The organism is Porphyromonas pasteri, from assembly GCF_014647755.1.
In the GTDB taxonomy this organism is placed as follows: domain Bacteria; phylum Bacteroidota; class Bacteroidia; order Bacteroidales; family Porphyromonadaceae; genus Porphyromonas; species Porphyromonas pasteri.
The window spans coordinates 23,205-46,980 of sequence record NZ_BMPU01000001.1 but is presented as its reverse complement, the minus strand read 5'-3'; the positions used below and the strand labels follow the sequence as shown (position 1 = coordinate 46,980).

Here is a 23,776-nt window from a genome sequence, read left to right as displayed (position 1 = left end):
ATGATGCCATCTGCATCATGGGGCGCTGCTATATATAAGGTATAGGGAGGCGTGAGCTACAAAGCCCCGACCATACGTAGGATACGTGTGAACTGTACCGCCATCATCAGCGTGACGGGGATAGAGACCCAGAGCGCACAGACCAGCGCAAGCATCCCCTCGTGATAGATCTCCTGCGGGGCACGATAGCCCGTGGCGAGGACTCGCCCTCGGATGTAGAGGTACAGACGGTAGACACCATAGCCCACGGCAAGGCCTACAAGGATACCCACAAGGCAGTCAGAGAAGAAGTGCGCTCCGATATACATACGGCTGTAGACGACCCAGGCAACTAAGAGCGAGAGCACCGCCGTGAAGCGTCGGTCTCTGAAGGTCAAGCAGAGGAAGGTAGCCACTGCGGTATAGTTCGCCGAGTGCCCAGAGAAGAAGCCATAGAGCTTCCCGTGGTAGCCATAGACATAGTGCAGGCTCTCCTGCAGCCAAGGCGTATGCGTGGGACGTAGACGCTCAAAGAAGGGCTTCGCCAGCGTCGAGCTTAGGACATCTCCCAGCGCCACACACAGCCCCACCATCAGCAGAAGGAGGATAGCCTCGCTCTTCGGACGGCGATAGAAGAGGAAGATCAGGAGGGCTATCGCAGGAAAAGTCCAAGCACCTACATTGGAGATGAGGAACATCGCTGCATCCCAGAAGGGCGAATGCGCTCCATTGATAGCACGCAGTAGGGCGACCTCGCCCGGCAGGAAGGGAGGCGTCATAGGAGTATTTACTTGGGAGCTACAATAGGCTCAATAGCACTCGAGGCGATCCAGCCCTCTGTACCATCGCCCAGGGAGAACTGCTGATATTCGCCTACGGACTTACCGACCAGACGAAGGCGCGTACCCTCATGCAGCTGGGTCTTGACCGTCCCCTTCCCACTGGGAGAGGAATAAACATTCACCTCGGGCTGCGTAATGACAGCCTTCTCTCGAGCCGAGCGCTCGGCATACACCCAGTGCAGGATCAGCGCCCCGACAAAGGCCGTCAGGACGAAGCTCCCCAGCGCCGTATAGAAGGCGATACGCTTACCACGGCGTGTGCGCCCCAGAGCAAAGGCTACGCAAGAGCCGATAGCCAGGGCAAAGAGCACAAGGGCAAGCGGGAGGAGTGCGGTGAGTGGCAGCGCATAGGCGACCTTAGCCCCCGTAAGTGTGAACCAGCTCTCCGCATCGGGGAGCTTATCTATGGTCTTCTTGATGAGGACAGCACGCGCCTCGGCAATCGCCTTGTCACGAGGGTCCAAGAGCGTAGCACGCTCATAGCTCAGCACCGCATGCCCGAGGTCACCCAGCAGATAGTAACAGTTACCGAGGTTGGCATAGCGTGTGGAGCTTTCGCCAGAGGTCTTGATCTCCGCCTCGAGAGCGGCAGCTGCCTCACGGTAGCGCCCCGCTGCGAAGAGACTATCGACAGAGATCTCCGCCTTCTCGGTAGCCCCGAGGTGGAGCGTCGAGATCAAGCAAAGTAGGGAAAGAAATATCGTACGCATAGTAAGGGGGCTAAAGCTTGTGACTATCGATAGCGCCGATGACCTCAGCAGCTGTATCATACAGCGCCTGCATATCCCCCTCCTTAGCGGGAGCATAGCGGGCGAACTCAACTTCATCGATGACCTGTGTGAGGCGCGTGATCGTCTCCTCATCCAGCCCTCGAGTGCGCAGGATCTCAGAGACCGAGCTACGACTCAGCTCCGAGACAGGCAGACGGAGCTTATCTCCGAGATAGCCCCAGAGTGCACGTAGCGCCTCTTCGTAGAAGGCATCACGCTTACCCGCCTTGAGGAGCTTATGAGCCGTGCGCAGGCGCTTAGTAGCCACCGAGCTGGCACGCGAGGCCTTGTAGCCCAAGCTGTCAGCACGCAGACCACGCTGGCGAGCGATGACGAGATAGGCGATGAGGCCGAGGAGCGCGATGAGGGGGAAGAGCAGAAGATAGCTCCAGCTCGTCGCCCAGCGAAGACCCTTAGGAGCGGAGACCCCTTCGGTGTTATGGAGCTGACGCAGGAGCTGCTCCTGCTGGCGTAGGCTACCGCGATCATCCGACGCTGTCTCTGGGCCTTGAGCTACATTCAGCGAGAAGGTCTGGGAGCGGAGCGTCTCATAGCGCCCCAGCTTCGGGTCGAAGTATGAGAAGGTCAGTGCAGGGATCGTCACCGAGCCGGTACGACGAGGGATGGCGAAGTATTCGATGATCTTCTTACCATAGACCTCGGTAGCGGAGACCTTCTCCTCATACGTCTCCTTCGGATCATAGACCTCGAAGTCTTGAGGGAAGGCTATCGCAGGGCTGATGACCTGCTTGAGGTTGCCCGTACCCTCGAGTGTCAGGCGAATCGTCACTGACTCATTCGTCTTGGGGGTCTTCGTGAGGAGCTCGGCACGCATGCGGAAGGAGCCGACAGCACCAGAGAAGTCCTTGGGCTGCCCCTCCGTGGGGAGGGGGCGTACTTGGATGGTCACTGGAGCTGACTCCACCGTGCGGTCAGCGAGTACCGCCGAGCCAAAGAAGGGATCGTCACTGGCCTGAGGCACAGGGACACGGATGCCGATCTTAGATGAGGGGATCGTGAGCGTACCACTTCGCTGAGGGAAGAGCACCTCACTAAGGATATCTACCGTGCGGTAGTTGCGCCCCTGGTAGGTCTCGAGCTGGAGCTGACGACGACCATCATCGGCTTGCTTCTCGGAGAGGAAGCCATCATATTGGGGAGCTTCGAAGGAGTTGATATCAAACTCCGTCGTCGCATAGAGCTTGTAGCGTATGGGGAAGGCCTGCTTCTCATAGACAACGGTAGCCCCAGGGAGAGCACGGAAGAAGTAGCTACCCGTAGTAGTAGCCCCACCAGACTGAGAGCGACCTGCTGGAGCATTCTTATCGGGAGGGAGGACGCGCACCGTAGCACCATGGACATTGACACGCTTACCTCCGATGGTAGCCGTAGCCGCTGGGATCGTGATGCTCCCCGGACGCTCTGCCATGAGGGTATAGGTGAGGCTCACCGAGGAGGTCGAGCTATTGCGTCCATTGACACTCTGGAAGCTACTCATCTGCTGGCGAGCGGGGCCATAGAGGACCTGCAGGCCTGCGACCTTAGGCTCCGTGACACGCTCGAAGTCCTCACTACCTGAGTAAGTATAGCTGAGCTGGAACGATGCTCCTTGGACTACAGTCTGCGGCACCTCGACACGTACCACCTGAGCCCTAAGACCAAGCGGCAAGAGGAGGAGGCAGAGGAATAGGGCAAGACTGCGCCCTACGAAGGCTACTGACTTCATCGAGATTACCATCTCTTCTTATTCTTATTACTACTATTCTGCTGCTGACGCTGCTCCTGCTCTACACGACGACGCGTCTTATCATCATCGGTGCGGAAGGAGCGGAGGATCTGCTCAGCCTGCTCCTTCGAGAGCTCACCGGAGCGCTGCTCATTGGGCTGGCCCTGCTTATCCTTCCCCTGCTGGGGCTTCTGGTCAGGCTTATTCTGATCCTTCTGCTGGTCCTGCTTGGGATCTTGCTTCTGCTTATCCTTGTCCTTATCCTTATTCTGATCTTGGCCCTGCTGGCTCTGCGACTTATTATTCTTGTTCTGCTGCTGCAGGAGCTTCTGCGCCAGGGCAAGGTTGTAGCGCGTATTGTCGTCCTCGGGATTGCGGATCAGGGCTTCCTCATAGGACTGGACGGCACTCTGATAGTCCTTCTTCTGCATCGCCACATTACCGAGGTTATGCAGGACACCAGCCTGCTGCCGTGGCGTGAGCCGAGGATCTTGAGCAGCACGCTCCAGATAGTCCTTAGCTTCGTCATAGCGTCCCTGCCCGTAGGCAGCTGCTGATATACCGAAGTTCGCCTTACCTGAGAGACTGTCACGGAGCAAGGCACGACGGTACTCCTGTGTAGCTCCCGCATAGTCCTTGGCTTGATAGAGCTTATTGGCGCGGCGTATATAGGACTTGAGCCCCTGAGCATAGAGCGAAGAGCCGCCCAGCACAAGGAGAACAAGATAGAGGATGGCAATCTTACTTCTCATGACCGAAGATATTATGACGGATGAGGAACTTATTCTTGCGTCCCATGATGAAGAACTCGACGACGAGCAGCACCAGCGCTGCCCAGAGCCAAGGCTCGAAGGCCTCTGCGGCACCATTACCCGATCGTGAGGTGATCGAAGCGCGAGGGAGCTCCTCCAGCTGCTTCTCTACCTCCTTGACGACGGTAGACTGTGAGGTCGAGGAGACGAAGATACCCGCACCAGCATCAGCGATCTGCTGACACATCTCGGGATTGAAGCGGGTGACGACCATATTCCCCGAGTCATCGGTGAGGTTACCCTCCGATGTAGGGATAGGGCCGCCCTTGTCGGTACCAATACCTACGACATTGATATGGATACCAGCCTTCGCAGCATCTTTCGCAGCCTCGGTAGCATTGTCCTCGAAGTCCTCACCATCCGTCAGGACGATGATCGCTTTCCCCAGATCCTTGCGGTCGGAGAAGGACTGACGAGCAAGCATGATAGCTTGACCAATAGCCGTCCCTTGGTCCGAGAGCATATCGGGCGAAATATCGGAGAGGAAGTCCTGAGCTGTAGCGATGTCCGTAGTGATCGGGAGCTGCACAAAGGCGCTTCCCGCAAAGACGATCAGCCCCACGCGGTCCGAGCGCATATTCTCCAAGAGGCGGGAGATCGAGCGCTTAGCAAAGTCCAGTCGGCTGGGAGCGACGTCCTGACAAAGCATAGAGTTCGAGATATCGAGGCAGATCATTGCTTCGATACCCTTATCATCCGTCCCTTGGTCGCTACTACCTGCCAGCTGTGGGCGAGCCAAGACGATGATCATGAGTGCCCCCGCTATGAGGAGCAAGAGGTCACGTAATACGTACTTCTTCCCCGAAGCCAGAGGTGCAAGGGCTTGCCCCAGCTCCTTGTCGGCAAAGCGCTTGAGCATCTGACGACGTCGCCAATAGGCGAAGAGCGAGAGAGCCAAGAGCGGCAGGAGCGCAAAGAGCAGGTAGAGGTATTCGGGTGAATGGAAATGGATATCCATCGTCTTACGGATTGGTGCGTAGGATCGTCGAGCGCAGGAGGTACTCCAAGAGGAGGAGGAAGGCTGCGGCAAGGACGAAGATGAAGAACTCCTCGTAGGTCGTATGATAGTTCCGCGTCGAGAGCTTAGTCTTCTCCAGCTGGTCGATCTTCTTGTAGATCGCAGCGAGCGACTCATTGTCCGTGGCACGGAAGTAAGCTCCGCCAGAGACATCAGCGATCTGCTGCATCGTGGGCTCATCAAGGTCGACAGGCATATTGCGCACGACTGTACCGAGCGGGGTCTGTATGGGATAGGGTGCCTCACCAGCTCCCGAGCCTACGCCGATCGTATAGATCGATATGCCGAAGGTCTTCGCCAGATCAGCAGCCATCTTCGGAGAGATATTCCCCGTATTGTTGGCACCATCCGTCAGCAGGATGATGACCTTACTCTTGGTCTTGCTGTCCTTGAGGCGGCTGATAGCCGTGGCAAGCCCCGAGCCGATAGCCGTCTGGTCAGCGATGATACCCGTCGTCATCTCCCGAAGACGATTGATAAGGGTCGCGTGGTCTTGCGTCAGCGGACAAGCCGTGAAGCTCTCACCAGCGAAGACGACGAGGCCGATATTATCATTCGGGCGATTGGCGATGAAGCGCATAGCCACCTCCTTGGCAGCCTCGACGCGGTTGGGCTGGAAGTCCATCGCCAGCATACTCGTCGAGATGTCCATGGTGAGCATGATATCGATCCCCTCGACACGATCCTCGCTCCACGATGAGGAGCTCTGGGGGCGAGCCAAGGCTACGATGATCAAGCCCAAGGCAAGGAGACGCAGGGCAAAGAGCACGTGACGCAGGTAGACACGAAGGCCGCCACGTACACCGCTAATGAAGAGAAGCGAAGGCACACGGAGCGAGGCCTGCTGACGCCGACGCCATACGATATAGATGATGAGGAGTGCTGGGAGCAGAAGTAAGAGCCACAGCAGCTGAGGATGAAGGAAAGTCATTCGGCCACCTCCTTTCTCTCGGCTTCTTGCTTAGCCTGCTCTTCAAGACATGCTAAGTGGAAGGCCTTTGTCTGCTCCTGGATAGAGCGAGTCACCTGCTCAGCCTCACTACGAAGCGGGAGGCTCTTAGCGAACTTCACAAAGTCCGCCTCTCTGAAGAGGCCCTCGATCGTGCGACGGTAGTCGCTACTCAAGGGATAGCCCTGCAGCTCGTCAAGCAACTCGCTGGATGTCTTCTCCAGTGCATCGAAGTGTAGGACATCTCCGAGATAAGAGCGCAGTGCCCCCGTAAGCTCGGAGTAGTAGTTCTTGAAGTCTTGCTGATCCTCGAGGCGCAGTCCCTTGAGGCCCCCCACTCGGCGCAGGAAGATCTCGAAGGCGGTCGTCGGAGGTTGGTAGACAGGCTCGGGCTCCTTCATATACTCCGCTCTACGCTTATACTCGTAGATGAAGAGGAGGACGAGAGCGATGAAGATCGCTACGTAGGTAATCCAGCTCGTCCAGATGATCACAAGGATATCCCACAGCGTGTAGGGTTCGTCCCACGGATCTTGGATCGGCTTGAAGCGATCGGGATGCTCGAGGTCAACCTCGGGTGAGATAACGTTGAGGGCAAGGGGCTTGGAGACAGCACTCCCCGATGGCGTCTCAACCACGATCGGGGGAATCGTGATGAGCGTCGAGTCAAAGGAAGTGATGATCATTCGCGCCTTGATCTCCTGGATCGTCCCACCGACATTGATCGTATCGAGTGCGCCGAACTCCAGGATGCGGAAGCGCTCCGTCCCCGTCGAGTCCTCGACGAGGTGGAAGCGTGTGGCAGCGAGGTTATCCGTGCGGATGGTCATCTCGATGGCCGCACGCTCCCCGATACGGATCTCGGAGCGGTCAAGGTGGGTCTGGATCGACACACGCTGTGCCGCTGCCTGACCACCGAGCCCGAAGAGAGCCAGTACGAGGATATATAGATACCGTAGTCTCTGCATGGTTGGGTTAGGATCTACGTCCAAATAGTTTGATCAGCTCAGGCACATAGTCTCCGTCGGTAGCGACCTCGATATGGTCGACCCCCGAGCGAAGGCAATGGTTGCGGAAGGTCTCTTCCTGCTCACGCACACGCTCGGCATAGATACGAGCCACTCGACGCGAAGAGGTATCGACCCAGCGCTCCTGCCCCGTCTCCGCATCGTAGAGGCGGAGGAGTCCCATACGTGGAAGCTCCAGAGCCCCTTCGTCATAGGTACGGATAGCCACGAGGTCGTGGCGGCGAGCTGTGAGGGAGAGCGTCTGACGATAGTCCTCGCCCCAGTGATAGAAGTCGGAGATGAGGAAGGCCGTACAGCGGCGCTTGATAAGCTGATTGAGATACTTCAGAGGCACATTGAGGTCCGTAGCACGGCGCTGCGGCTCGAAGCTCAAGAGCTCACGTATCAGATAGAGGATATGCTTGCGCCCACTTCTCGCAGGGATGAAGAGCTCGACTTGGTCGGTGAAGAAGATCGCACCGACCTTGTCGTTATTCTGTATCGCGGAGAAGGCCAGGGTCGCTGCGATCTCGGCATTGAGCTCGCGCTTGGTCTCGACGCGGGTACCAAAGTCTGTACTCCCCGTCATATCGACCAGGAGCATCACGGTCAGCTCACGCTCCTCCTCAAAGACCTTGACGAAGGGGTGAGCATAGCGTGCCGTGACATTCCAGTCCAGGTCACGCACGTCATCGCCTATCTGATAGCCACGGACCTCGCTAAAGGCCATACCTCGTCCACGGAAGGCGGACTGGTACTGCCCCGCAAAGACCTGCTCCGAGAGGCCACGGGCCTTAATCTCGATGCGGCGTACCTTGCGTAGGAGGTCGGAGGGCTGAAGTTTGGATTTCATCATGCTACTTATCGTGCTAAGTTCGTCACTCCCCTACACCACCATATTTATGGTATAGGAGCACATCGGCTATGGAGCTTCCTCAAAGAAGGGAAGCCCCGCTCACTGCCGACTAAGGTACCTCGACACGATTCAGGATCTCCTTGATGAGCTCATCAGAGGTGAGATCCTGGGCTTCGGCCTCATAGGAGAGTCCGATACGGTGGCGCAGCACATCATAGCACACGGCACGGACATCCTCGGGGATGACATAGCCACGCCCCTTCATGAGGGCATAGGAGCGGGCAGCCAATGCCAGATTGATCGAAGCACGGGGTGAAGCACCGAAGGAGATGAACGACTTGAAGTTCTCCAGTCCATAGTCAGCGGGCTGACGCGTAGCGAAGACGATATCCACGATGTAGCGCTCGATCTTCTCATCGATGTAGACCTCAGCTGCCAGACGACGCAGCTCCAGGATGTCGGCGATACTGACGACGGGGCGGATCTGCTGACTCTCGGGGCGAATCTGCTGGCGGATGATCTGAGCCTCTTCCTCCTTCTTAGGGTAAGAGATCAGGACCTTGAGCATAAAGCGGTCTACCTGAGCTTCGGGGAGGGGGTAAGTACCTTCCTGCTCGATGGGGTTCTGCGTCGCCATAACGAGGAAGGGATTGGGGAGCTTGAAGGTCTCATCACCGATGGTCACCTGATGCTCCTGCATGGCCTCAAGCAGGGCGCTCTGCACCTTAGCTGGGGCACGGTTGATTTCGTCCGCGAGGATGAAGTTAGAGAAGATAGGTCCCTTCTTCACGGAGAAGTCCTCTTGCTTCTGGCTGTACATCAGGGTACCCACGACGTCAGCAGGCAGGAGGTCTGGAGTGAACTGGATACGCTTGTAGTCAGCGCTGATAAGCTGCGAGAGCGTCTTGATCGCCAAGGTCTTGGCCAGCCCTGGGAGCCCTTCGAGGAGGATATGCCCCCCAGAGAGGAGGCCGATGAGCAGCGAGTCGATCAGGTGGCTCTGCCCCACGATCGCCTGATGCATACCTGTACGCAGGGATTCAATAAGGTGGCTACGGCGCTCAATCTCGGCGGTGAGTGCGCGGATGTCTACGGATTCCATATGGTTCTATTACGTTTATCTGTCTATCTAAAATATGCTATGCGATACGCCTCATCTACCGATGTAAAGAGCGCTGTAGTACCAACGCCCGGTTGATTGAATTCGTATCTCCTGCATTTATCTGATACTTAGAGGCTGCGGGCAGCGTTATGACCGCTCCTACAGGGATATTATCGGGGTCCTTGAGCTGGGCTCTATTCTCCTCGTAGATGTAGACCCAGAAGGCCTTATTCCCATACTTTTTCAGTGCCAAGCGGGAGAGGCGATCCCCTGGACGGAGGCGCACACGCTCGATGGTCTCAGCCTGTGACGAGGCGGTAGAAACAACAGCTTCAGAAGGTGCTACGGATGAGGTAGCCCCCTCTTGAGTCGCGATAGAAGTCGTCTGTAGAGTGTCAGTCTCGTCAAGGGTCTGTGCAGGTACAGCGGGCACGGCTGGAGTAGGACTGGGCTGTACAGCCTCCACCGCAGCGGAAGCCTTATCCTTCATCTCCAGCTCGGGCTGTATAGAGAGGAGATAGATGAAGAGACAGAAAGCCATCGCTATACCCAGCGCTACGAATATCCATACCAGCATGCGGGGATGGGCCTCTTGGTCAATGAAGGGATCTTCCTCTACGGGCGCCGTCACTGCGATAGAAGGAGCGGGCTGAGGCGCTACGATAGGAACTTCATCTGCGGGAGCTGGGAGGATTTCTTCCTCGACAGCTGCTGGTGACTCGGGCTGCTGCGGCTCTTCTGTCACCACAGGCTCTACCACCTCCTCGACTACGGGAGGTGTAGCTACCTCCTCCTGAATAGGCTCACGAGAGGCAAAGAGCACCTCGATAGGCTTGACCTTCGTCAGCTGATCCAGCTGGTCGATCTCACGAAGCTCCAGATCAGGGCTCGAAGAAGACGGGGCGACCTCTACGGGTGCAAACATACTGAAGGGCTTATTCAGCGCCGCACAGAGCGCCTCAGATGGGAGGAAGCGATAGCCTCTCCGCTCGCCCGACTCCGAAGTGATCGGCGTAAAGCTCCCAAGGCCTGCCCAGACGATCTGAATGCCCTCATCATAGAGCGCTCGCCAGAGCGTGGGGATAGCACGGAGCCACGTAGCGACCTGTTCGCCCGAGACGTGGGTAGCCTCTGAGAGCGCATCACGTAGGAGATCGATAGAGAGGCTGGTCACGCCACGATCTTCTACTGGACGTAGCCCAAGCGTCAAGCGTGGCGGGATGAGCCACTGCTTACCGTCAGCTGTACGGGCGACATACTCTCTATGCTCCTCGAGCTTCCACTCCCCGATCTCGGGGAAGGTCAGCGACAGCCCCGACAAGAGGCGCTGCTCTACCTGCTGGCAGAGGGCGCGCCAGAGCTGCTGCGAAGTCTCCAGCTGCACAGCGGAGAGCTCCGCGAGGCGTACGTACCAAAGTTCCTCCTGTAGCATCTCTTACTGGGCCAGCTGGCCGTATAGGTCAAAGGTATCTGCCGAGGTGATCTCCACAGGGTAGAAGTTTCCCACCTGAAGGTTGGGAGCATCCTGCTTCGAGATCAGGACCTCTTGATCTACCTCGGGTGAATCATATTCGGTACGACCGACGAAGTATTCCTCTTCATTGCGGTCGATAAGCGTCTTGAAGGTGCGGCCGATCTTCGCCACATTCAGCTCTGCTGCGATCTCTTCCTGAGTCAACATCAGGCGGTCCATACGCTCCTGCTTCACCTCAAGAGGGATATCATCAGCGTAGGTCTCGTGGGCATAGGTCCCCATCTCATGCGAGTAGACGAAGGCACCCATACGATCGAAGCGGATATCACGGACGAACTGCAGGAGCTCCTCGAAGTCCTGCTCTGTCTCCCCTGGATGGCCCGTCATAAGGGTCGTACGCAGGTGGATCCCTGGCACTTCCTCACGCATATAGCGCAGGAGGTCATAGGTCTCGGCCTTCGTCACACGGCGACGCATAGCACGGAGCATCGGGTCGCTGATATGCTGGAGGGCGATATCGAGGTAGTTGCAGATATTCTCGCGCTCACGCATCACAGAGAGGATCTCACGGGGGAAGTCCGCGGGATAGGCATAGTGCAGGCGAAGCCACTCCAGTCCCTCGACGTCGGAGAGACGCTGTAGGAGCTCGGCAAGGCTATTCTTCTTATAGATATCGAGCCCGTAGAAGGTCAGGTCCTGAGCGATGAGCTGGATCTCCTTGACACCCGAAGCCACGAGCGACTGAGCCTCTGTGACGAGGTCCTCCATCGGACGAGACTTATGCTTGCCCGTGATGATGGGGATAGCGCAGTACGAGCAGCTACGATTGCACCCCTCGGAGATCTTCATATAAGCGTAGTGCGCGGGCGTCGTGATACTACGGTTGCCCCCGAGCGGATCATTGTGGTAAGCCTTACCTAAGTCCGTCAGGAGGTTCTTCCAGTTGAACTTCCCATAGTAGCCGTCCACCTCGGGGATCTCAGCCTTGAGCTCATCCATGAAGCGCTCCGTCAGACAGCCCATGACATAGACCTGCCCGATACGGCCCGTCTTCTTGGCCTCGACCATCTTCAAGATCATATTGATAGACTCCTCCTGCGCATCACCGATGAAGCCACAGGTGTTGAGTACGACGATCTCGCCATTGACGGCACCGGAGTTGTGGTGCACGACATAGCCGTTTGCCAGGAACTGGCGGATGAGCTGCTCAGAGTCGACAAGATTCTTGGAGCACCCCAGGGTAATTACATCTACTTGGTTCTTTCTCATTCTCCGAATAGGGAGTCAACAAATTCTTTCTTTCTGAAGAGCTGGAGGTCTTCTATACCTTCCCCCAGCCCGATATATTTTACGGGGATCTTAAACTGGTCAGAGATACCGATGACCACACCGCCCTTGGCCGTGCCATCGAGCTTGGTGATCGCCAGCGCATTGACCTCGGTAGCAGCGGTGAACTGCTTGGCCTGCTCGAAGGCGTTCTGCCCCGTCGAGCCGTCGAGTACGAGGAGTACTTCATCAGGAGCATCAGGTACGACCTTCTGCATCACGCGACGGATCTTCGTCAGCTCGTTCATCAGCCCGACCTTGTTGTGCAGACGGCCTGCGGTGTCGATGATCACGACATCTGTACCGGCCTTCACTGCGGCACTCAGCGTATCGAAGGCGACCGAAGCGGGATCAGCCGACATGTGCTGACGAATGATGGGTACATCGACGCGCTTAGCCCAGATATCGAGCTGCTCGATAGCGGCAGCACGGAAGGTATCCCCTGCGCCGAGCATCACCGAGTAGCCCTGTTGCTTGAACTGATAGGCGAGCTTACCGATGGTCGTGGTCTTCCCCACGCCATTGACCCCGACGACCATGATGACATAGGGCTTCTTACCTGCGGGCAGGGCGAAGCTCTCGCCGTCAGTAGAGCCGTTCTCCGTGAGGAGCGAAGCGATCTCGCTACGCAGGATACCCGTAAGCTCCGAGGTGGAGACATACTTGTCACGTGCTACACGCTCCTCGATACGGCGGATGATCTTCAGGGTCGTCTCTACGCCGACGTCGCTGGTCACGAGGACATCCTCCAGCTCATCGAGCACGGAGTCATCGACGGTGCTACGCCCGGCGACAGCACGTGCGAGCTTGGAGAAGACATTCTCCTTAGTCTTAGAGAGCCCTTCGTCAAGCGTCTCTTTTTTCTTCTTAGAGAAGAGTCCGAATAGTCCCATGATTCTCTATGTAGTTTCTTAGTACCGCATACGGACTTAGTCCATGCGGCTCTTATAGTCTTGATACGTGTACTCACGCAGCATCTCGATCGTGCCGTCACAGCGACGCAGGGCGATGCTGGGATGGGAGATACCGTTGAACATCGTCGTCTTCACCGTCGTGTAGTGAAGCATATCCTCAAAGATCACTTCATCACCGACCTCGAGGGGCTTGTCGAACTCCCAGTAGCCGATGAAGTCACCACTCAGGCAGCTATTCCCGCCGATACGGTAGCTGTGCGCCTCGGGGCGATATTCGTCCATCGTGCGAGCGCCACGGATAGCGGGCTTGTAGGGCATCTCGAGGCAGTCAGGCATATGACAGGTGAAGGACACATCGACGATCGCCGTGCGGATCCCATGGTGCTCCACGACATCCACCACCGAGGAGGTGAGGTAACCCGTCTGCCAGCCAAAGGCACTACCTGGCTCGAGGATGAGGTGCAGGTGGGGGTGGCGCTCACCGAAGGCGCGCAGTACGCTGACCAGATGCTCGACATCGTAGTCACGACGGGTCATCAGATGGCCACCACCCATATTGAGCCACTTGAGGCGAGGGAGGAAGTGCCCGAAATTCTTCTCGATGATCTGTAGCGTCTTCTCCAGATCCTCCGAAGTCCCCTCACAGAGCGAGTGGAAGTGGAAGCCCTCGATCCCCTCGGGGAGCTCCGTCAGCTCCGCAGCAGGCACACCGAAGCGGGAGCCTGGGGCACAGGGGTTATACAGGTCGGTCTCCACCGCCGAGTACTCGGGGTTGACACGCAGCCCGAAGGACACACTCCCATCGGTCGGCATCAGAGGGCGCATCTGCTCGATCTGACTCAGCGAATTGAAGGTCACGTGCGAGCTGTAGCGAAGGATGGTGGGGAATTCCTCACGAGTGTAGGCTGGGCTAAAGGTATGTGCCTTAGCGCCCATCTCCTCGTAGGCCAGCTGTGCTTCGTAGATAGAGCTTGCCGTGCTATGAGGGACGTACTCGCGGATAATCGGGAAGGTCTTCCAGAGCGCATAGGCCTTGAAAGCCAAGATGATCTCCACACCCGCTCGCTGAGCTACGTCACGGATGAGGGTAAGGTTCCGCCGAAGCAGGTCTTCCTCGAGGATGTAGCAGGGGGAAGGGAGGGAGGTCTTATTCATCGTTGTCAATACTTATGCTATGTATATAATATCTGTAAGGTGTAAAGATAGTGAATATCATTGTTTTCGCTCACCGAAGCCCCTGAACTTTCTAATAAAAATGCTCGCAACTCCCTACAGTATATCGAATTATTGACATCCATGTAGCAACATTCTTTACCCCAAAAGAGTATCTCCACTCGAGCCGAAAATTCAGAGGGCAAGATTACGAATTAGCTTGAGATGCTCTACACGATAATCGTTGTGAATATGGCAGCATCCTCAAGAAAAGACAATACAGAGATCGCAAGACTACTTAATCCCAACATAGGCATGGGCGAGTGAGCTCAGATGGGGACAGCCCCGATGGCTAATTAATAAATAGGGAGGCGACTTACCCACTTAAGAGTAAGTCGCCTCCCTTATATTCCTTACTGATAAAGCTAAGCTCTATACCAGAGATAGAGATAACAAATATCAGAGAGAACCCTTAGAAGTCCTTAGCACTTCGGTGCCCAGGAGAAGCTTTACTTGGGATTGCACCTGTAAACTTCTCTGCATACCACTGTTGGTAAGAAAAGTTTAAGAATTCAGGCATATGCTGAGCTACAGTGCGCACTCTGAAGTGTGGAGCACCTGAGTTATTGGGATCATCCGTAGTCAAAGTTACATAACGCACAAAATCAGTCCAGTTATTAACTCGAGCAAACGGATTGGAGCTTGTTGCATCCACAATCCTTCTACGACTGCCATCTTTTGAATGCTTCTGCACGAGGAAGAGAGCATCGCTATAGTTCAGGTTCATCACTCCGGCACCCTTACTATGAGTATACTCATTCTTATCCGTGTAGTTATCCAAAGCGACGATTATCTCACATTCATCGGAATTCTTGATTCTATTCCAGTCAGCCGTCGCAAGTTTATACTCGGGAGTATAATAACCCCTATTCCCCCAGCGATCTTGATACCAATAGGATGGTATATCCGATGGATCACCTGATTCAAGGAAAGCATTCCCGAGCAACAGCATCGTCTTACCCCCAGAAAGCATTGCCTTCCCAGATGTAAGCCCTCCCTTAAGGAAGCGCACTCGTTCGGTTCGACTATCATTAGTGGGATCAGGATAAAGCTCCTTTACTATACCATTCCCATTATTCTCCAAGCTACTTTTGAAACCTAAGCTATTAGGCTGGAAGCTACTAATCTGTCCATCCTGCAGCTGGAGGGAAATAAGCAAAGCTCTATTAGACCACGTTAGATTGTCTGCATTTCTGTCAGCCCTACCCTTAGGATCCCCATGGAAACCGCCTGATTCCCATGTATTATATCTTTCACGACCAAACGGATGCATGAAGGAGTAGTTTTTACCCAATCTACCGTCCGAGAAATAACGACGTAGATTAGATATACGAGCCAGTGCATAGTTCTCCAATGAGACCGGATCCAGATTGGGGTTGTACAACTCCACAAATCCGAAGAATAGAGGATGACGAAGGTAGTGCTGCACACCAGTCGGCGATTTAACATCATATCGATTGATGAAATACTCTGTAATCATCAACGATGATTGCACCTTAAGCTTCTTGATAAAGTAGACAGAATTTTCAGGTCTCTTCTTAAACGATAGATCTATAACATAGCGGTCATTGAAGCGTCCAACACCATTCTGACTAAACTGATCCCTGGGGTCCAAATCACTGTCCGTGGTAGTACGCTCCGAACTTATAAAAGTGAACGTCACATCCATAGGACCCTGCGACTGGCTTTGGGAAGAAGCCGTAGGCATCAGCCACAAGTATAGAGGCTTATCGGTTTTTGCTCCAGAAGGGATCTGAAGCTTCTCAGGTAAAACCTTTACGGATTCATTATTCGTATTATCCGTAACAGCAGGACGAAAAGCGGGGAACTCTCCTTGTCGGAGATCGTTATCCGTCACTCCCGTGAAATCAAAGCGACCACCTGAAGACACACCAGTCATCTCCTTGTCTAGAGCCACTATGTCAGCAGTATATTTTGTTCGATTTTCCAAGATGACAGACAGCAATACCCCCATTGGACGTATCTTAAGATTACGGTTCTCGAGGCGAAGCGCACCATTCTCAGTGACTTGAGTAAGTCGCGTCCAAGAGAACCCAAGAGGAATGTCCATAGAGACGGCATCCCCAATATTATTCGGGCTAATCGGTGCCACAACCGCCACCTTATGGGCGAGGCGATCTTTCTCTACTGTAGCCTGCTCTTCTTGGGATCCACCGCCCCAAAAACCAGCTACATACCACTCTCCGGTAGCGAAACTTTCACTTCCTTGAGCAGTCAAATTCTTTACCTGGATCGTCATCGTATATCCTCCGTCAGAGCTCTTTGCAAGCTTAACGGGGGCAAACACTGTTGTGATCGCTTGTCCTCCGACTTTACGAAGGAAGAGATGCATCTTCACATCTTTATACTTCTCGATGTCAATAGAAAAAGAGAGAGGAGCATCATGATCTGTTCCCTTTTGATAGACATCAAGAGCTTTAAACGTCTCCGTATCGCTAAAGTCAGCGCCAAACTTTGGCTCTAATACGCCCGAAAGCTCAAAATTGATTCCACTCTTTTGAGATTCGTCCTGTCGGATCTGGCCCAGATCCGATTCGTGACTACAAGCCACACTGGTCAATAGCACAAAGACTGCGCTAATCCAAAGATTTAGTTTCTTCATAAATTTCCTCATTAAGCTATGCACCCCAATCATCTACAATTAGGTCATCATCATCACCAGGCTCAAAGTCTGAGACATTCCCCTGGAGTGAAAGGGAAACCAAGAGATCAGCAGACCTCTGCAGATCAATCATCCAGACCTCCATAATAGGAGGCTCGTAAGTTTTCTTCATCGAATTTAAAAAAACCAGTTATTAATCTATACGAATAAAAACGAGCAAAGGGGCACTAGGCATCGTACAAATGAGCCACAAAAGAGCACACCACCTTTACTTCTCGACACGAATCAAACTCATCCAAAGGAAGATACCCCTATAGAAGCGCACGACCCATATCAGGCCGCAAAGGTAGTACTTTTTTTTTACAATGGGAACTGCGCCCTAACAATTATGCACACCCTAACCTCCGGAAACACAATAGCCATCAGGGCTCTTCGTTGCTTTTCTCATCACTATCGCACTTCAAATAAACTTACAGAGGGACACTTCCTCCGAGCGCATTCAAGAGGAGTGAGTTTGCAAGAAATAGGGTCAGTAGATATCACCGCCACTCATTGCGGATCCGCATGCAGCCCAATAAGGGGAGAGCAAGGCGCATATATATAGAGAGTGTGTGTATGTGCATGAGAGAGGCAGTGGGGAGGGAGGGAGTGTATATGGAAGTTTAAAGGGGCAGGGCTATTCTCACGCACCTCACGATCTATTTCCTCAGAGGAGTACAGCGTATCATCTATCTACGTACGTGGATCTTAAATCTCTGCACGTAGATCCTATAGACTACGTACGTAGATCTATGGACTATGCACGTAGATCAAGGATTTCCACTACGGCTTCATGGCTTTTACTCTGGGAGAAGGCAAGTTTATCTCGCCTCGGATACAGCTTTCCCTCCGCAAGGCGAAGCCTTATGCTGAGAATATCTATCTTTGCATGCAAATTGTCCGTGGTGTGCCCATACGTAAAGGGCGCGCCCGACAGCTCATCGATAGAGAATACATACCTATAATATTATATGGGCGCGCCCAAAGCTAAACAGTCCTCGACCCTGCGCTACGCACGGCTCCTCAGCTTCCTAAGCATCACCTTTACCCTCTTTATGCTCGGGGCTCTCGGCCTCGTCTATGTCCTGGAGCAGGGACTAAGCAAGGAGGTACGCGAACGTATATCCTTCTCCGTAGAGCTATCCGATGAGCCAGGAGCCAACACTGAGGCGACGCTCAGCGAGCTTCGTGCCCTACCCTACGTCCGCTCCGTCGAGCTCATCACTGCCGACAGCGCAGCTAAGAGCCTCACGGATGTCCTCGGCGAAGACCCCACGAAGATCCTCGGCTACAATCCCCTACAACCCATGGCTAAGGTCTACCTCAAGAGCGAGTACACCGAGCCCGATAGCCTCAAGAAGATCATCGCCACTAACCCCGTGCTAAAGAATGCCGAAGGTCTTGAGGAGCAGCAGAGCCAGTGGGCCTCCGCGTCAAGCAACCTCCAGACCATCCGCTTCGTCCTCTGGGTCTTCCTCGGCATCAACCTGCTGGTGAGTTTCCTGCAGATCACGACCGCCACAGGCCTGGTCATCTACTCGCAGCGCATGCGTATCCGCACGCTCTCGCTCATCGGTGCTACGGCGGGCTTCATCGGTCGTCCCTTCATCCGTCGTGCTGTCCTCGAGGGCTTCATCGGTGCGCTGCTGGCACTCGCCCTCCTTGGCGGACTCCTCTATGGTGCTGAGCAGGCCTTCGGCTACCGCATCCTCAGCCTCTGCCCCCGCACGCCCCTACTCGGGCTCATCATCGCTATCCCCTTAGTCGGGGTATGCGTCAGCTTCGTCTCCTCGTGGCGTGCGACCCGCCGCTACATCCACATGGAAGAGGGTAAGATCCACTTGATCTAAGCCTCCCCGATTCCTATCATCCCTATACGATATAGTATAAAGCATGCTGTACAGCAAGAAGAATTATCTCCTGATGGCGCTCTCTGCGCTCTTCATCCTCGTAGGCTTCATCCTGATGTCCGGCGGGCAGAGCGAAGACCCTACGGCCTTCAGCCCCGAGATCTTCAGTAGCCGCCGCATCGTCGTGGCACCCATCGTCTGCCTCATCGGCTTCTGCCTCATGGTCTACGCCATCCTGGTGAAGCCCGCCACTCGCCCCATAGAGAAGAAAGAGGAGGAGGAAGCCTAATGACCATCTTACAAAGCATCATCCTGGCCCTCGTCGAGGGGCTCACGGAGTTCCTCCCCGTCTCCTCCACAGGGCACATGATCCTCACCGAGGGTATCCTCGGTATGGAGAGTACGGCTTATCTGAAGGCCTTCACGGTGATGATCCAGTTTGGCGCGATCCTCTCGGTCGTCGTCTACTACTTCCGTCGCTTCCTTCCCTTCCCCATCTTTGGGCTGAAGCCCGACCCTACGACGAGCCTCGGTGGCTGGCGTCTCTATGGTCTGATGATCATCGGCTGTATCCCAGCTGCCATCCTCGGTGCCCTCTTCAACGACACCATCGATGACCTCCTCGGCAATACCTGGATCGTGCTCACGATGCTCTTCCTCGGGGGGATCTTGATGATCTACTTTGACCGCATCTTCACGGGCAAGACCGAGCGCAAGGTGACGGCACAGAATGCCTTCATCATCGGGCTCTTCCAGTGCCTGGCGATGGTACCTGGTGTCTCACGCTCGATGGCTACGATCTTCGGAGGGATGCAGCAGGGCTTGACGCGTCGTCAGGCAGCTGAGTTTTCCTTCTTCCTCGCTGTCCCCACGATGTTCGGCGCCACCCTACTCAAGGGCTACAAGCTGTATAAGGAGCTGGGCATGGGTGTCTTCGAAGAGAACTGGCAGACGCTCCTCATCGGGAATGTCGTAGCCTTCCTTGTGGCACTGCTGGCGATCAAGTTCTTCATCAGCTTCGTCACGAAGTACGGCTTCCGCGCCTTTGGCTACTACCGCATCATCCTATCGGTCGGTATAGCTATCGCACTGCTCCTCGGGGCCAACATCTCCCTCGGATAATAGATGGAGAAGCTGGACCTCATCGCGGGGGCAACGATTGCCCTCGACAAGCCTCTGACATGGAGCTCCTTCAGCCTGGTCAATAAGTTTCGCTGCGAAGCCTGCCGCTACCTCGGCATCAAGAAGCTCAAGGTAGGGCACGCTGGTACACTCGACCCGCTCGCCACTGGCGTGATGATCCTCTGCACCGGCAAGCATACCAAGCGTATCGACGAGCTGCAGGCTGGGCGCAAGGAGTATATCGCAGAGATCCGCCTCGGGCAGACGACTCCGACCTTCGACATGGAGACGGAGCCTGATGCCTTCTTCCCCACAGAGCATATCACTCGCGAGGCCGTCGAAGAGGTCCTCAAGGGCTTCATCGGCACCATCGAGCAGGTGCCTCCCGCCTTCTCAGCTGTCAAGGTCGATGGCCGCCGTGCCTACGACTTAGCCCGCAAGGGACGGGACTTCGAGCTCAAGGCTAAGACCCTCGTCATCGACGAGATCGAGCTGCTCGACTATGCCCTCCCCCAGATTCAGATCCGTGTGGTCTGCAGCAAGGGCACCTACATCCGCGCACTGGCTCGCGACATCGGCACGGCCCTCGGCTCGGGTGGCCACCTCACCGACCTCCGTCGCACCCGTGTCGGAGACTATCGCATCGAGGACTGCTACCGCGTCGAGGATATCCAAGCCTTCCTCCGTGAGTACGTCGCCCTCCCCACAGAAGAAACAGAACCCTCCAACCCATAGCCCCTACGAGATAGACAATGAAGGATACTAAGCTAAGTCACTTCGAGATCGAGATCCCCGAAACGCTCATCGCTAAGAAGCCCGCCACCTTCCGCGACGAGTCACGCCTGATGGTACTGCACCGCTCCACGGGTGAGATCGAGCACCGCCACTTCAAGGACATCCTGGACTACTTCAGCAAGGATGACGTCTTCGTCTTCAACGATACGAAGGTCTTCCCCGCCCGTATGTATGGCAACAAGGAGAAGACTGGCGCCCAGATCGAGGTCTTCCTCCTGCGCGAACTCAACCCCGCCTTCAAGCTCTGGGATGTCGTCGTCGACCCCGCTCGTAAGATCCGTATCGGCAATAAGCTCTACTTTGGGAAGAACGATGAGCTCGTAGCCGAAGTCATCGACAACACCACCTCACGTGGTCGTACGCTACGCTTCCTCTTCGACGGCTCACAAGAGGAGTTCCGTGAGCTCCTGCACGCCATGGGTGAGACGCCACTGCCCAAGTACATGAACCGCAGCCCCAACAGTGAAGATGCCCAGCGCTATCAGTCACTCTTCGCGAAGAACGAAGGCGCTGTCGTAGGGCCTGCTGCCAGCTTCCACTTCAGCCGTGAGCTCCTCCTGCGTATGGAGATCAAGGATATCCGTAAGGCCTTCATCACCGTACACAACGGGCTGGGGAACTACCGCGAGATCGACGTCGAGGACCTCACCAAGTACAAGATGGAGAGCGAGCAGATGATCATCCCAGAAGAAGCCTGCACCATCGTCAACGCTGCCAGCGCCGCAGGGCAAAACATCTGCGCCGTCGGCACCTCCGTACTCCGCGCTATGGAGACGGCATCGGGCACGCAGCGCCACCTCAAGGCCTTCGACGGCTGGACGAGCAAGTTCATCTTCCCCCCCTACGACTTCAACGTCCCCAATGCTCTGGTGACGAACTTCCACATGTCGAAGTCCATTCTGCTGATGATGACCGCAGCCTTCGGGGGCTACGAAGAGACCATGCGCGCCTACTCCATCGCTATCAAGGAGAAGTACCGCTTCGGTGCTTACGGTGACGCTATGCTCATCATCGACTAATCTGACGGAAGCGCCTCATGCCTCAGCTGTACCTCTCTCTCGGTAGCAACGAGGGTGATCGTGAAGCACTCCTACATCAAGCCATAGATGCCATCGACCACCTCATCGGGCCGGTCGGTGGCATCGCTACATTCATCGAGACGGAGCCGTGGGGCTTCGAGAGTCTCCACCCCTTCCTCAATACCGCGCTCGTACTCACCACGTCGCTCTCCCCACTGGAGGTACTCGACCGCACCCAAGAGATTGAGCGGCAGCTCGGTCGTCAGCGCAAGAGCGTGTCAGGGCACTACCACGATCGCCCCATAGATATCGATCTACTCTTCTATGACGATCTCATCCTCGAGAGTGAGCGCTTGACCCTCCCCCACCCGCTCCTCACAGAGCGACTATTCGTGCTGGAGCCCCTTTGTGAGATCGCTCCAGAGTTTATTCATCCCCTCTTAGGCCGCTCCATCGAAGAGCTCTATACCGAGCTTTGCAGTCGCCTAAGCTAACCACTACTCCAAGCCTAACTTATGATCCTAATCTTCGGAGGTACGACCGAGGGCCGCATCGTCAGCTCCGTCCTCGACGAGTCCGGCAAAGAATACTATTACTCCACCAAGGGTGCCTTCCAAGAGGTAGACCTCGTCCACGGCGAGCGTGTCTCGGGCGCCATGACACACGAGGTCATGCGTGACTTCATCCGCGAGAAGGATATCCGCCTCGTCGTCGACGCCGCCCATCCCTTCGCCGCCGTCCTCCACAAGACCATCGGAGAGGTGACAGCCGAGCTCGGCATCCCCGTCCTCCGCTACGAGCGCAAGTACAGCGAGCGCACGGGGAAGGTCATCGAATGCGAGAGCTATGAGGAGATGATCAAGAAGCTCGAGGCACAGCCCTGTCGCAGGCTTCTTGCTCTGACGGGCGTGAATACCATCGCCCCACTCAAGCCCTTCTGGGAGAAGCATGAGAGCTTCTTCCGTATCCTCGATCGAGATGACTCCAGAGAGAAGGCTGAGGCAGCAGGATTCCCCTTCAGCCATATACGCTACTTCCATGAGGGCGAAGATCAGGCGCTCTTCGACGAAATACAGCCCGACGCTGTGATCACGAAGGAGAGTGGCGAGAGTGGCTTCTTCGAGGAGAAGATCGCTCCAGCCCTCGCCGCTGGTGTGCCCGTCTACATGATCACCCGTCCTGCACTCCCCGAGCACTACGAGTACGTCTACGGTCCCGTAGGCCTGCGTAAGGCTGTCGAGCGCCTTTGCCCTGACTTCTTCCCGCTGAAGACGGGCTTCACCACAGGAAGCACCGCGACTGCAGCGACAGCCGCCGCCCTGCATGCCCTCCTCCACGAGGGCGAGGTGCTGACAGAGGCTGCTATCCTCCTTCCCTCGGGTGAAGAGGTGAAGCTCCCCGTAGAGCGCGTAGAGAAGACCGAGCTGGGCTACAAGGCCATGGCACGCAAGTACTCGGGCGATGACCCCGATGTCACGCACCTCACCGAGATCTGCTCCGAGGTCGTCCTCACCACGGAGCATGAGGGCATCCGCTTCCTCCAGGGTGAAGGCGTCGGGGTCGTCACGCTCCCTGGGCTGGGACTGGAGATCGGAGGCCCTGCGATCAATAAGACACCACGTGCGATGATGGAGACGATCGTCCGCCGTCACTACCCTACTGGAGGCGTCGATATCACCGTCAGCATCCCTGCTGGGAGAGAGCTTGCCTCGAAGACCTTCAACCCCCGTCTCGGTATCATAGACGGGATCTCCGTCGTCGGCACCTCGGGCGTCGTCAAGCCCTTCTCGTCAGAAGCCTTCGTGGCCTCCATCGTTCGCCAAGCCGATGTCGCCGTAGCGCTCGGAGCAGATACCATCGTCATCAACTCGGGAGCCAAGAGTGAGAAGTACCTCAAGAGTGCCTTCCCCGAGCTACCCTTCCAGTCCTTCGTGCAGTACGGCAACTTCATCGGGGAGACCCTCGAGAAGCTCGCCCTCCTCTCCATCCCCAAGATCTACATGGGGATCATGCTCGGTAAGGCAGTCAAGCTCGCCGAGGGCAACCTCGATACGCATAGCCGTAAGGTCGTCATGAACAAGGACTTCATGCACCAGATGGCCACGGACTCTGGCTGTAGCGAAGCCGCTCATACCCTCATCGACGGTCTGACGCTGGCTCGTGAGCTGTGGACGGGACTCTCCCCTGACGACCTCGAGCGCTTCATGCTCCGCGTCCTCGATGCCTGCTACGAAGCAGCTGCGAAGCTCGTCCCCAAGAGCGAGCTTTCTCTGCTTCTCATCGATGACGACGGCAATATCCGCTACACCTATCCTCACGACTTCTTAGATAAAAGATAAAG

General features: G+C 55.8%; 21 protein-coding genes. 7 read left to right on the top strand and 14 right to left on the bottom strand.

Annotated features, from left to right (window positions below; translation table 11 throughout):
• Nucleotides 1–56: 56 nt before the first annotated feature.
• From IEX77_RS00215 to IEX77_RS00150, 14 genes are all read right to left on the bottom strand, one after another.
• Entirely contained in the window at nt 57–758 is a 702-nt protein-coding gene (locus tag IEX77_RS00215; RefSeq protein ID WP_188807080.1) for a phosphatase PAP2 family protein, read from the bottom strand.
• A gap of 8 nt (nt 759–766) precedes the next feature.
• Nucleotides 767–1,531: a tetratricopeptide repeat protein gene (locus IEX77_RS00210; protein WP_188807078.1), complete on the bottom strand. Its 765-nt coding sequence runs from the start codon at nt 1,529–1,531 to the stop codon at nt 767–769.
• Between the two features lie 10 nt (nt 1,532–1,541).
• Nucleotides 1,542–3,317: a BatD family protein gene (locus IEX77_RS00205; RefSeq protein ID WP_229770749.1), complete on the bottom strand. Its 1,776-nt coding sequence runs from the start codon at nt 3,315–3,317 to the stop codon at nt 1,542–1,544.
• Nucleotides 3,318–3,322: 5 nt separating this feature from the next.
• Nucleotides 3,323–4,069, bottom strand: coding sequence for a tetratricopeptide repeat protein (locus tag IEX77_RS00200; protein WP_009432354.1), 747 nt, complete (start codon nt 4,067–4,069; stop codon nt 3,323–3,325).
• Nucleotides 4,059–5,087 (bottom strand): VWA domain-containing protein, encoded by a 1,029-nt coding sequence (locus tag IEX77_RS00195; protein WP_188807074.1) that lies wholly within the window; start codon nt 5,085–5,087, stop codon nt 4,059–4,061. The genes IEX77_RS00200 and IEX77_RS00195 overlap by 11 nt, the downstream gene beginning before the upstream one ends.
• Nucleotides 5,088–5,091: 4 nt before the next feature.
• Complete coding sequence (locus IEX77_RS00190) at nt 5,092–6,078, bottom strand: vWA domain-containing protein (protein WP_044114147.1); 987 nt, start codon at nt 6,076–6,078, stop codon at nt 5,092–5,094.
• A complete protein-coding gene (locus IEX77_RS00185) occupies nt 6,075–7,064 on the bottom strand; it encodes a hypothetical protein (protein ID WP_188807071.1) in 990 nt (329 codons plus the stop codon). The genes IEX77_RS00190 and IEX77_RS00185 overlap by 4 nt, the downstream gene beginning before the upstream one ends.
• A 7-nt stretch (nt 7,065–7,071) precedes the next feature.
• Nucleotides 7,072–7,959 carry a DUF58 domain-containing protein gene (locus IEX77_RS00180; protein WP_188807069.1) on the bottom strand — a complete coding sequence of 296 codons (888 nt, stop codon included), beginning with the start codon at nt 7,957–7,959 and terminating at the stop codon, nt 7,072–7,074.
• A 109-nt stretch (nt 7,960–8,068) separates the two neighbouring features.
• Nucleotides 8,069–9,061 carry an AAA family ATPase gene (locus IEX77_RS00175; RefSeq protein WP_009432350.1) on the bottom strand — a complete coding sequence of 331 codons (993 nt, stop codon included), beginning with the start codon at nt 9,059–9,061 and terminating at the stop codon, nt 8,069–8,071.
• Nucleotides 9,062–9,116: 55 nt separating this feature from the next.
• Nucleotides 9,117–10,493, bottom strand: a complete 1,377-nt coding sequence (locus IEX77_RS00170) for a LysM peptidoglycan-binding domain-containing protein (protein WP_188807067.1) — start codon at nt 10,491–10,493, stop codon at nt 9,117–9,119.
• Between the two features lie 3 nt (nt 10,494–10,496).
• A complete protein-coding gene (rimO, locus tag IEX77_RS00165; RefSeq protein ID WP_188807065.1) occupies nt 10,497–11,804 on the bottom strand; it encodes a 30S ribosomal protein S12 methylthiotransferase RimO in 1,308 nt (435 codons plus the stop codon).
• Nucleotides 11,801–12,754 carry a signal recognition particle-docking protein FtsY gene (ftsY, locus tag IEX77_RS00160; protein WP_009432317.1) on the bottom strand — a complete coding sequence of 318 codons (954 nt, stop codon included), beginning with the start codon at nt 12,752–12,754 and terminating at the stop codon, nt 11,801–11,803. Before ftsY ends, rimO begins: the two co-directional genes overlap by 4 nt.
• Nucleotides 12,755–12,790: 36 nt before the next feature.
• Nucleotides 12,791–13,930 (bottom strand): carboxynorspermidine decarboxylase, encoded by a 1,140-nt coding sequence (gene nspC / locus IEX77_RS00155; protein ID WP_188807063.1) that lies wholly within the window; start codon nt 13,928–13,930, stop codon nt 12,791–12,793.
• A 469-nt stretch (nt 13,931–14,399) separates the two neighbouring features.
• Nucleotides 14,400–16,610 (bottom strand): lamin tail domain-containing protein, encoded by a 2,211-nt coding sequence (locus tag IEX77_RS00150; protein ID WP_188807061.1) that lies wholly within the window; start codon nt 16,608–16,610, stop codon nt 14,400–14,402.
• Nucleotides 16,611–17,620: 1,010 nt separating this feature from the next.
• Between IEX77_RS00150 and IEX77_RS00145 the strand changes: the two genes are divergently transcribed.
• Genes IEX77_RS00145 through cbiD form a run of 7 tightly spaced genes read left to right on the top strand, consistent with a single transcriptional unit; the run spans nt 17,621 to nt 23,774 of the window.
• Entirely contained in the window at nt 17,621–18,499 is an 879-nt protein-coding gene (locus IEX77_RS00145; protein WP_188807059.1) for a cell division protein FtsX, read from the top strand.
• Between the two features lie 43 nt (nt 18,500–18,542).
• Entirely contained in the window at nt 18,543–18,788 is a 246-nt protein-coding gene (locus IEX77_RS00140) for a DUF3098 domain-containing protein (protein WP_188807057.1), read from the top strand.
• The gene (gene uppP / locus IEX77_RS00135) at nt 18,788–19,621 is read left to right on the top strand and encodes an undecaprenyl-diphosphatase UppP (protein WP_188807054.1); all 834 of its coding nucleotides are present in this window, start codon (nt 18,788–18,790) and stop codon (nt 19,619–19,621) included. The genes IEX77_RS00140 and uppP overlap by 1 nt, the downstream gene beginning before the upstream one ends.
• Nucleotides 19,622–19,624: 3 nt before the next feature.
• Nucleotides 19,625–20,356 carry a tRNA pseudouridine(55) synthase TruB gene (gene truB, locus IEX77_RS00130; RefSeq protein WP_188807052.1) on the top strand — a complete coding sequence of 244 codons (732 nt, stop codon included), beginning with the start codon at nt 19,625–19,627 and terminating at the stop codon, nt 20,354–20,356.
• A 17-nt stretch (nt 20,357–20,373) separates the two neighbouring features.
• Nucleotides 20,374–21,435, top strand: coding sequence for a tRNA preQ1(34) S-adenosylmethionine ribosyltransferase-isomerase QueA (gene queA / locus IEX77_RS00125; protein ID WP_188807050.1), 1,062 nt, complete (start codon nt 20,374–20,376; stop codon nt 21,433–21,435).
• 17 nt (nt 21,436–21,452) lie between these two features.
• A complete protein-coding gene (gene folK, locus IEX77_RS00120; RefSeq protein WP_188807048.1) occupies nt 21,453–21,929 on the top strand; it encodes a 2-amino-4-hydroxy-6-hydroxymethyldihydropteridine diphosphokinase in 477 nt (158 codons plus the stop codon).
• Between the two features lie 21 nt (nt 21,930–21,950).
• Nucleotides 21,951–23,774 carry a cobalt-precorrin-5B (C(1))-methyltransferase CbiD gene (gene cbiD, locus IEX77_RS00115; RefSeq protein WP_188807046.1) on the top strand — a complete coding sequence of 608 codons (1,824 nt, stop codon included), beginning with the start codon at nt 21,951–21,953 and terminating at the stop codon, nt 23,772–23,774.
• Nucleotides 23,775–23,776: the final 2 nt, after the last annotated feature.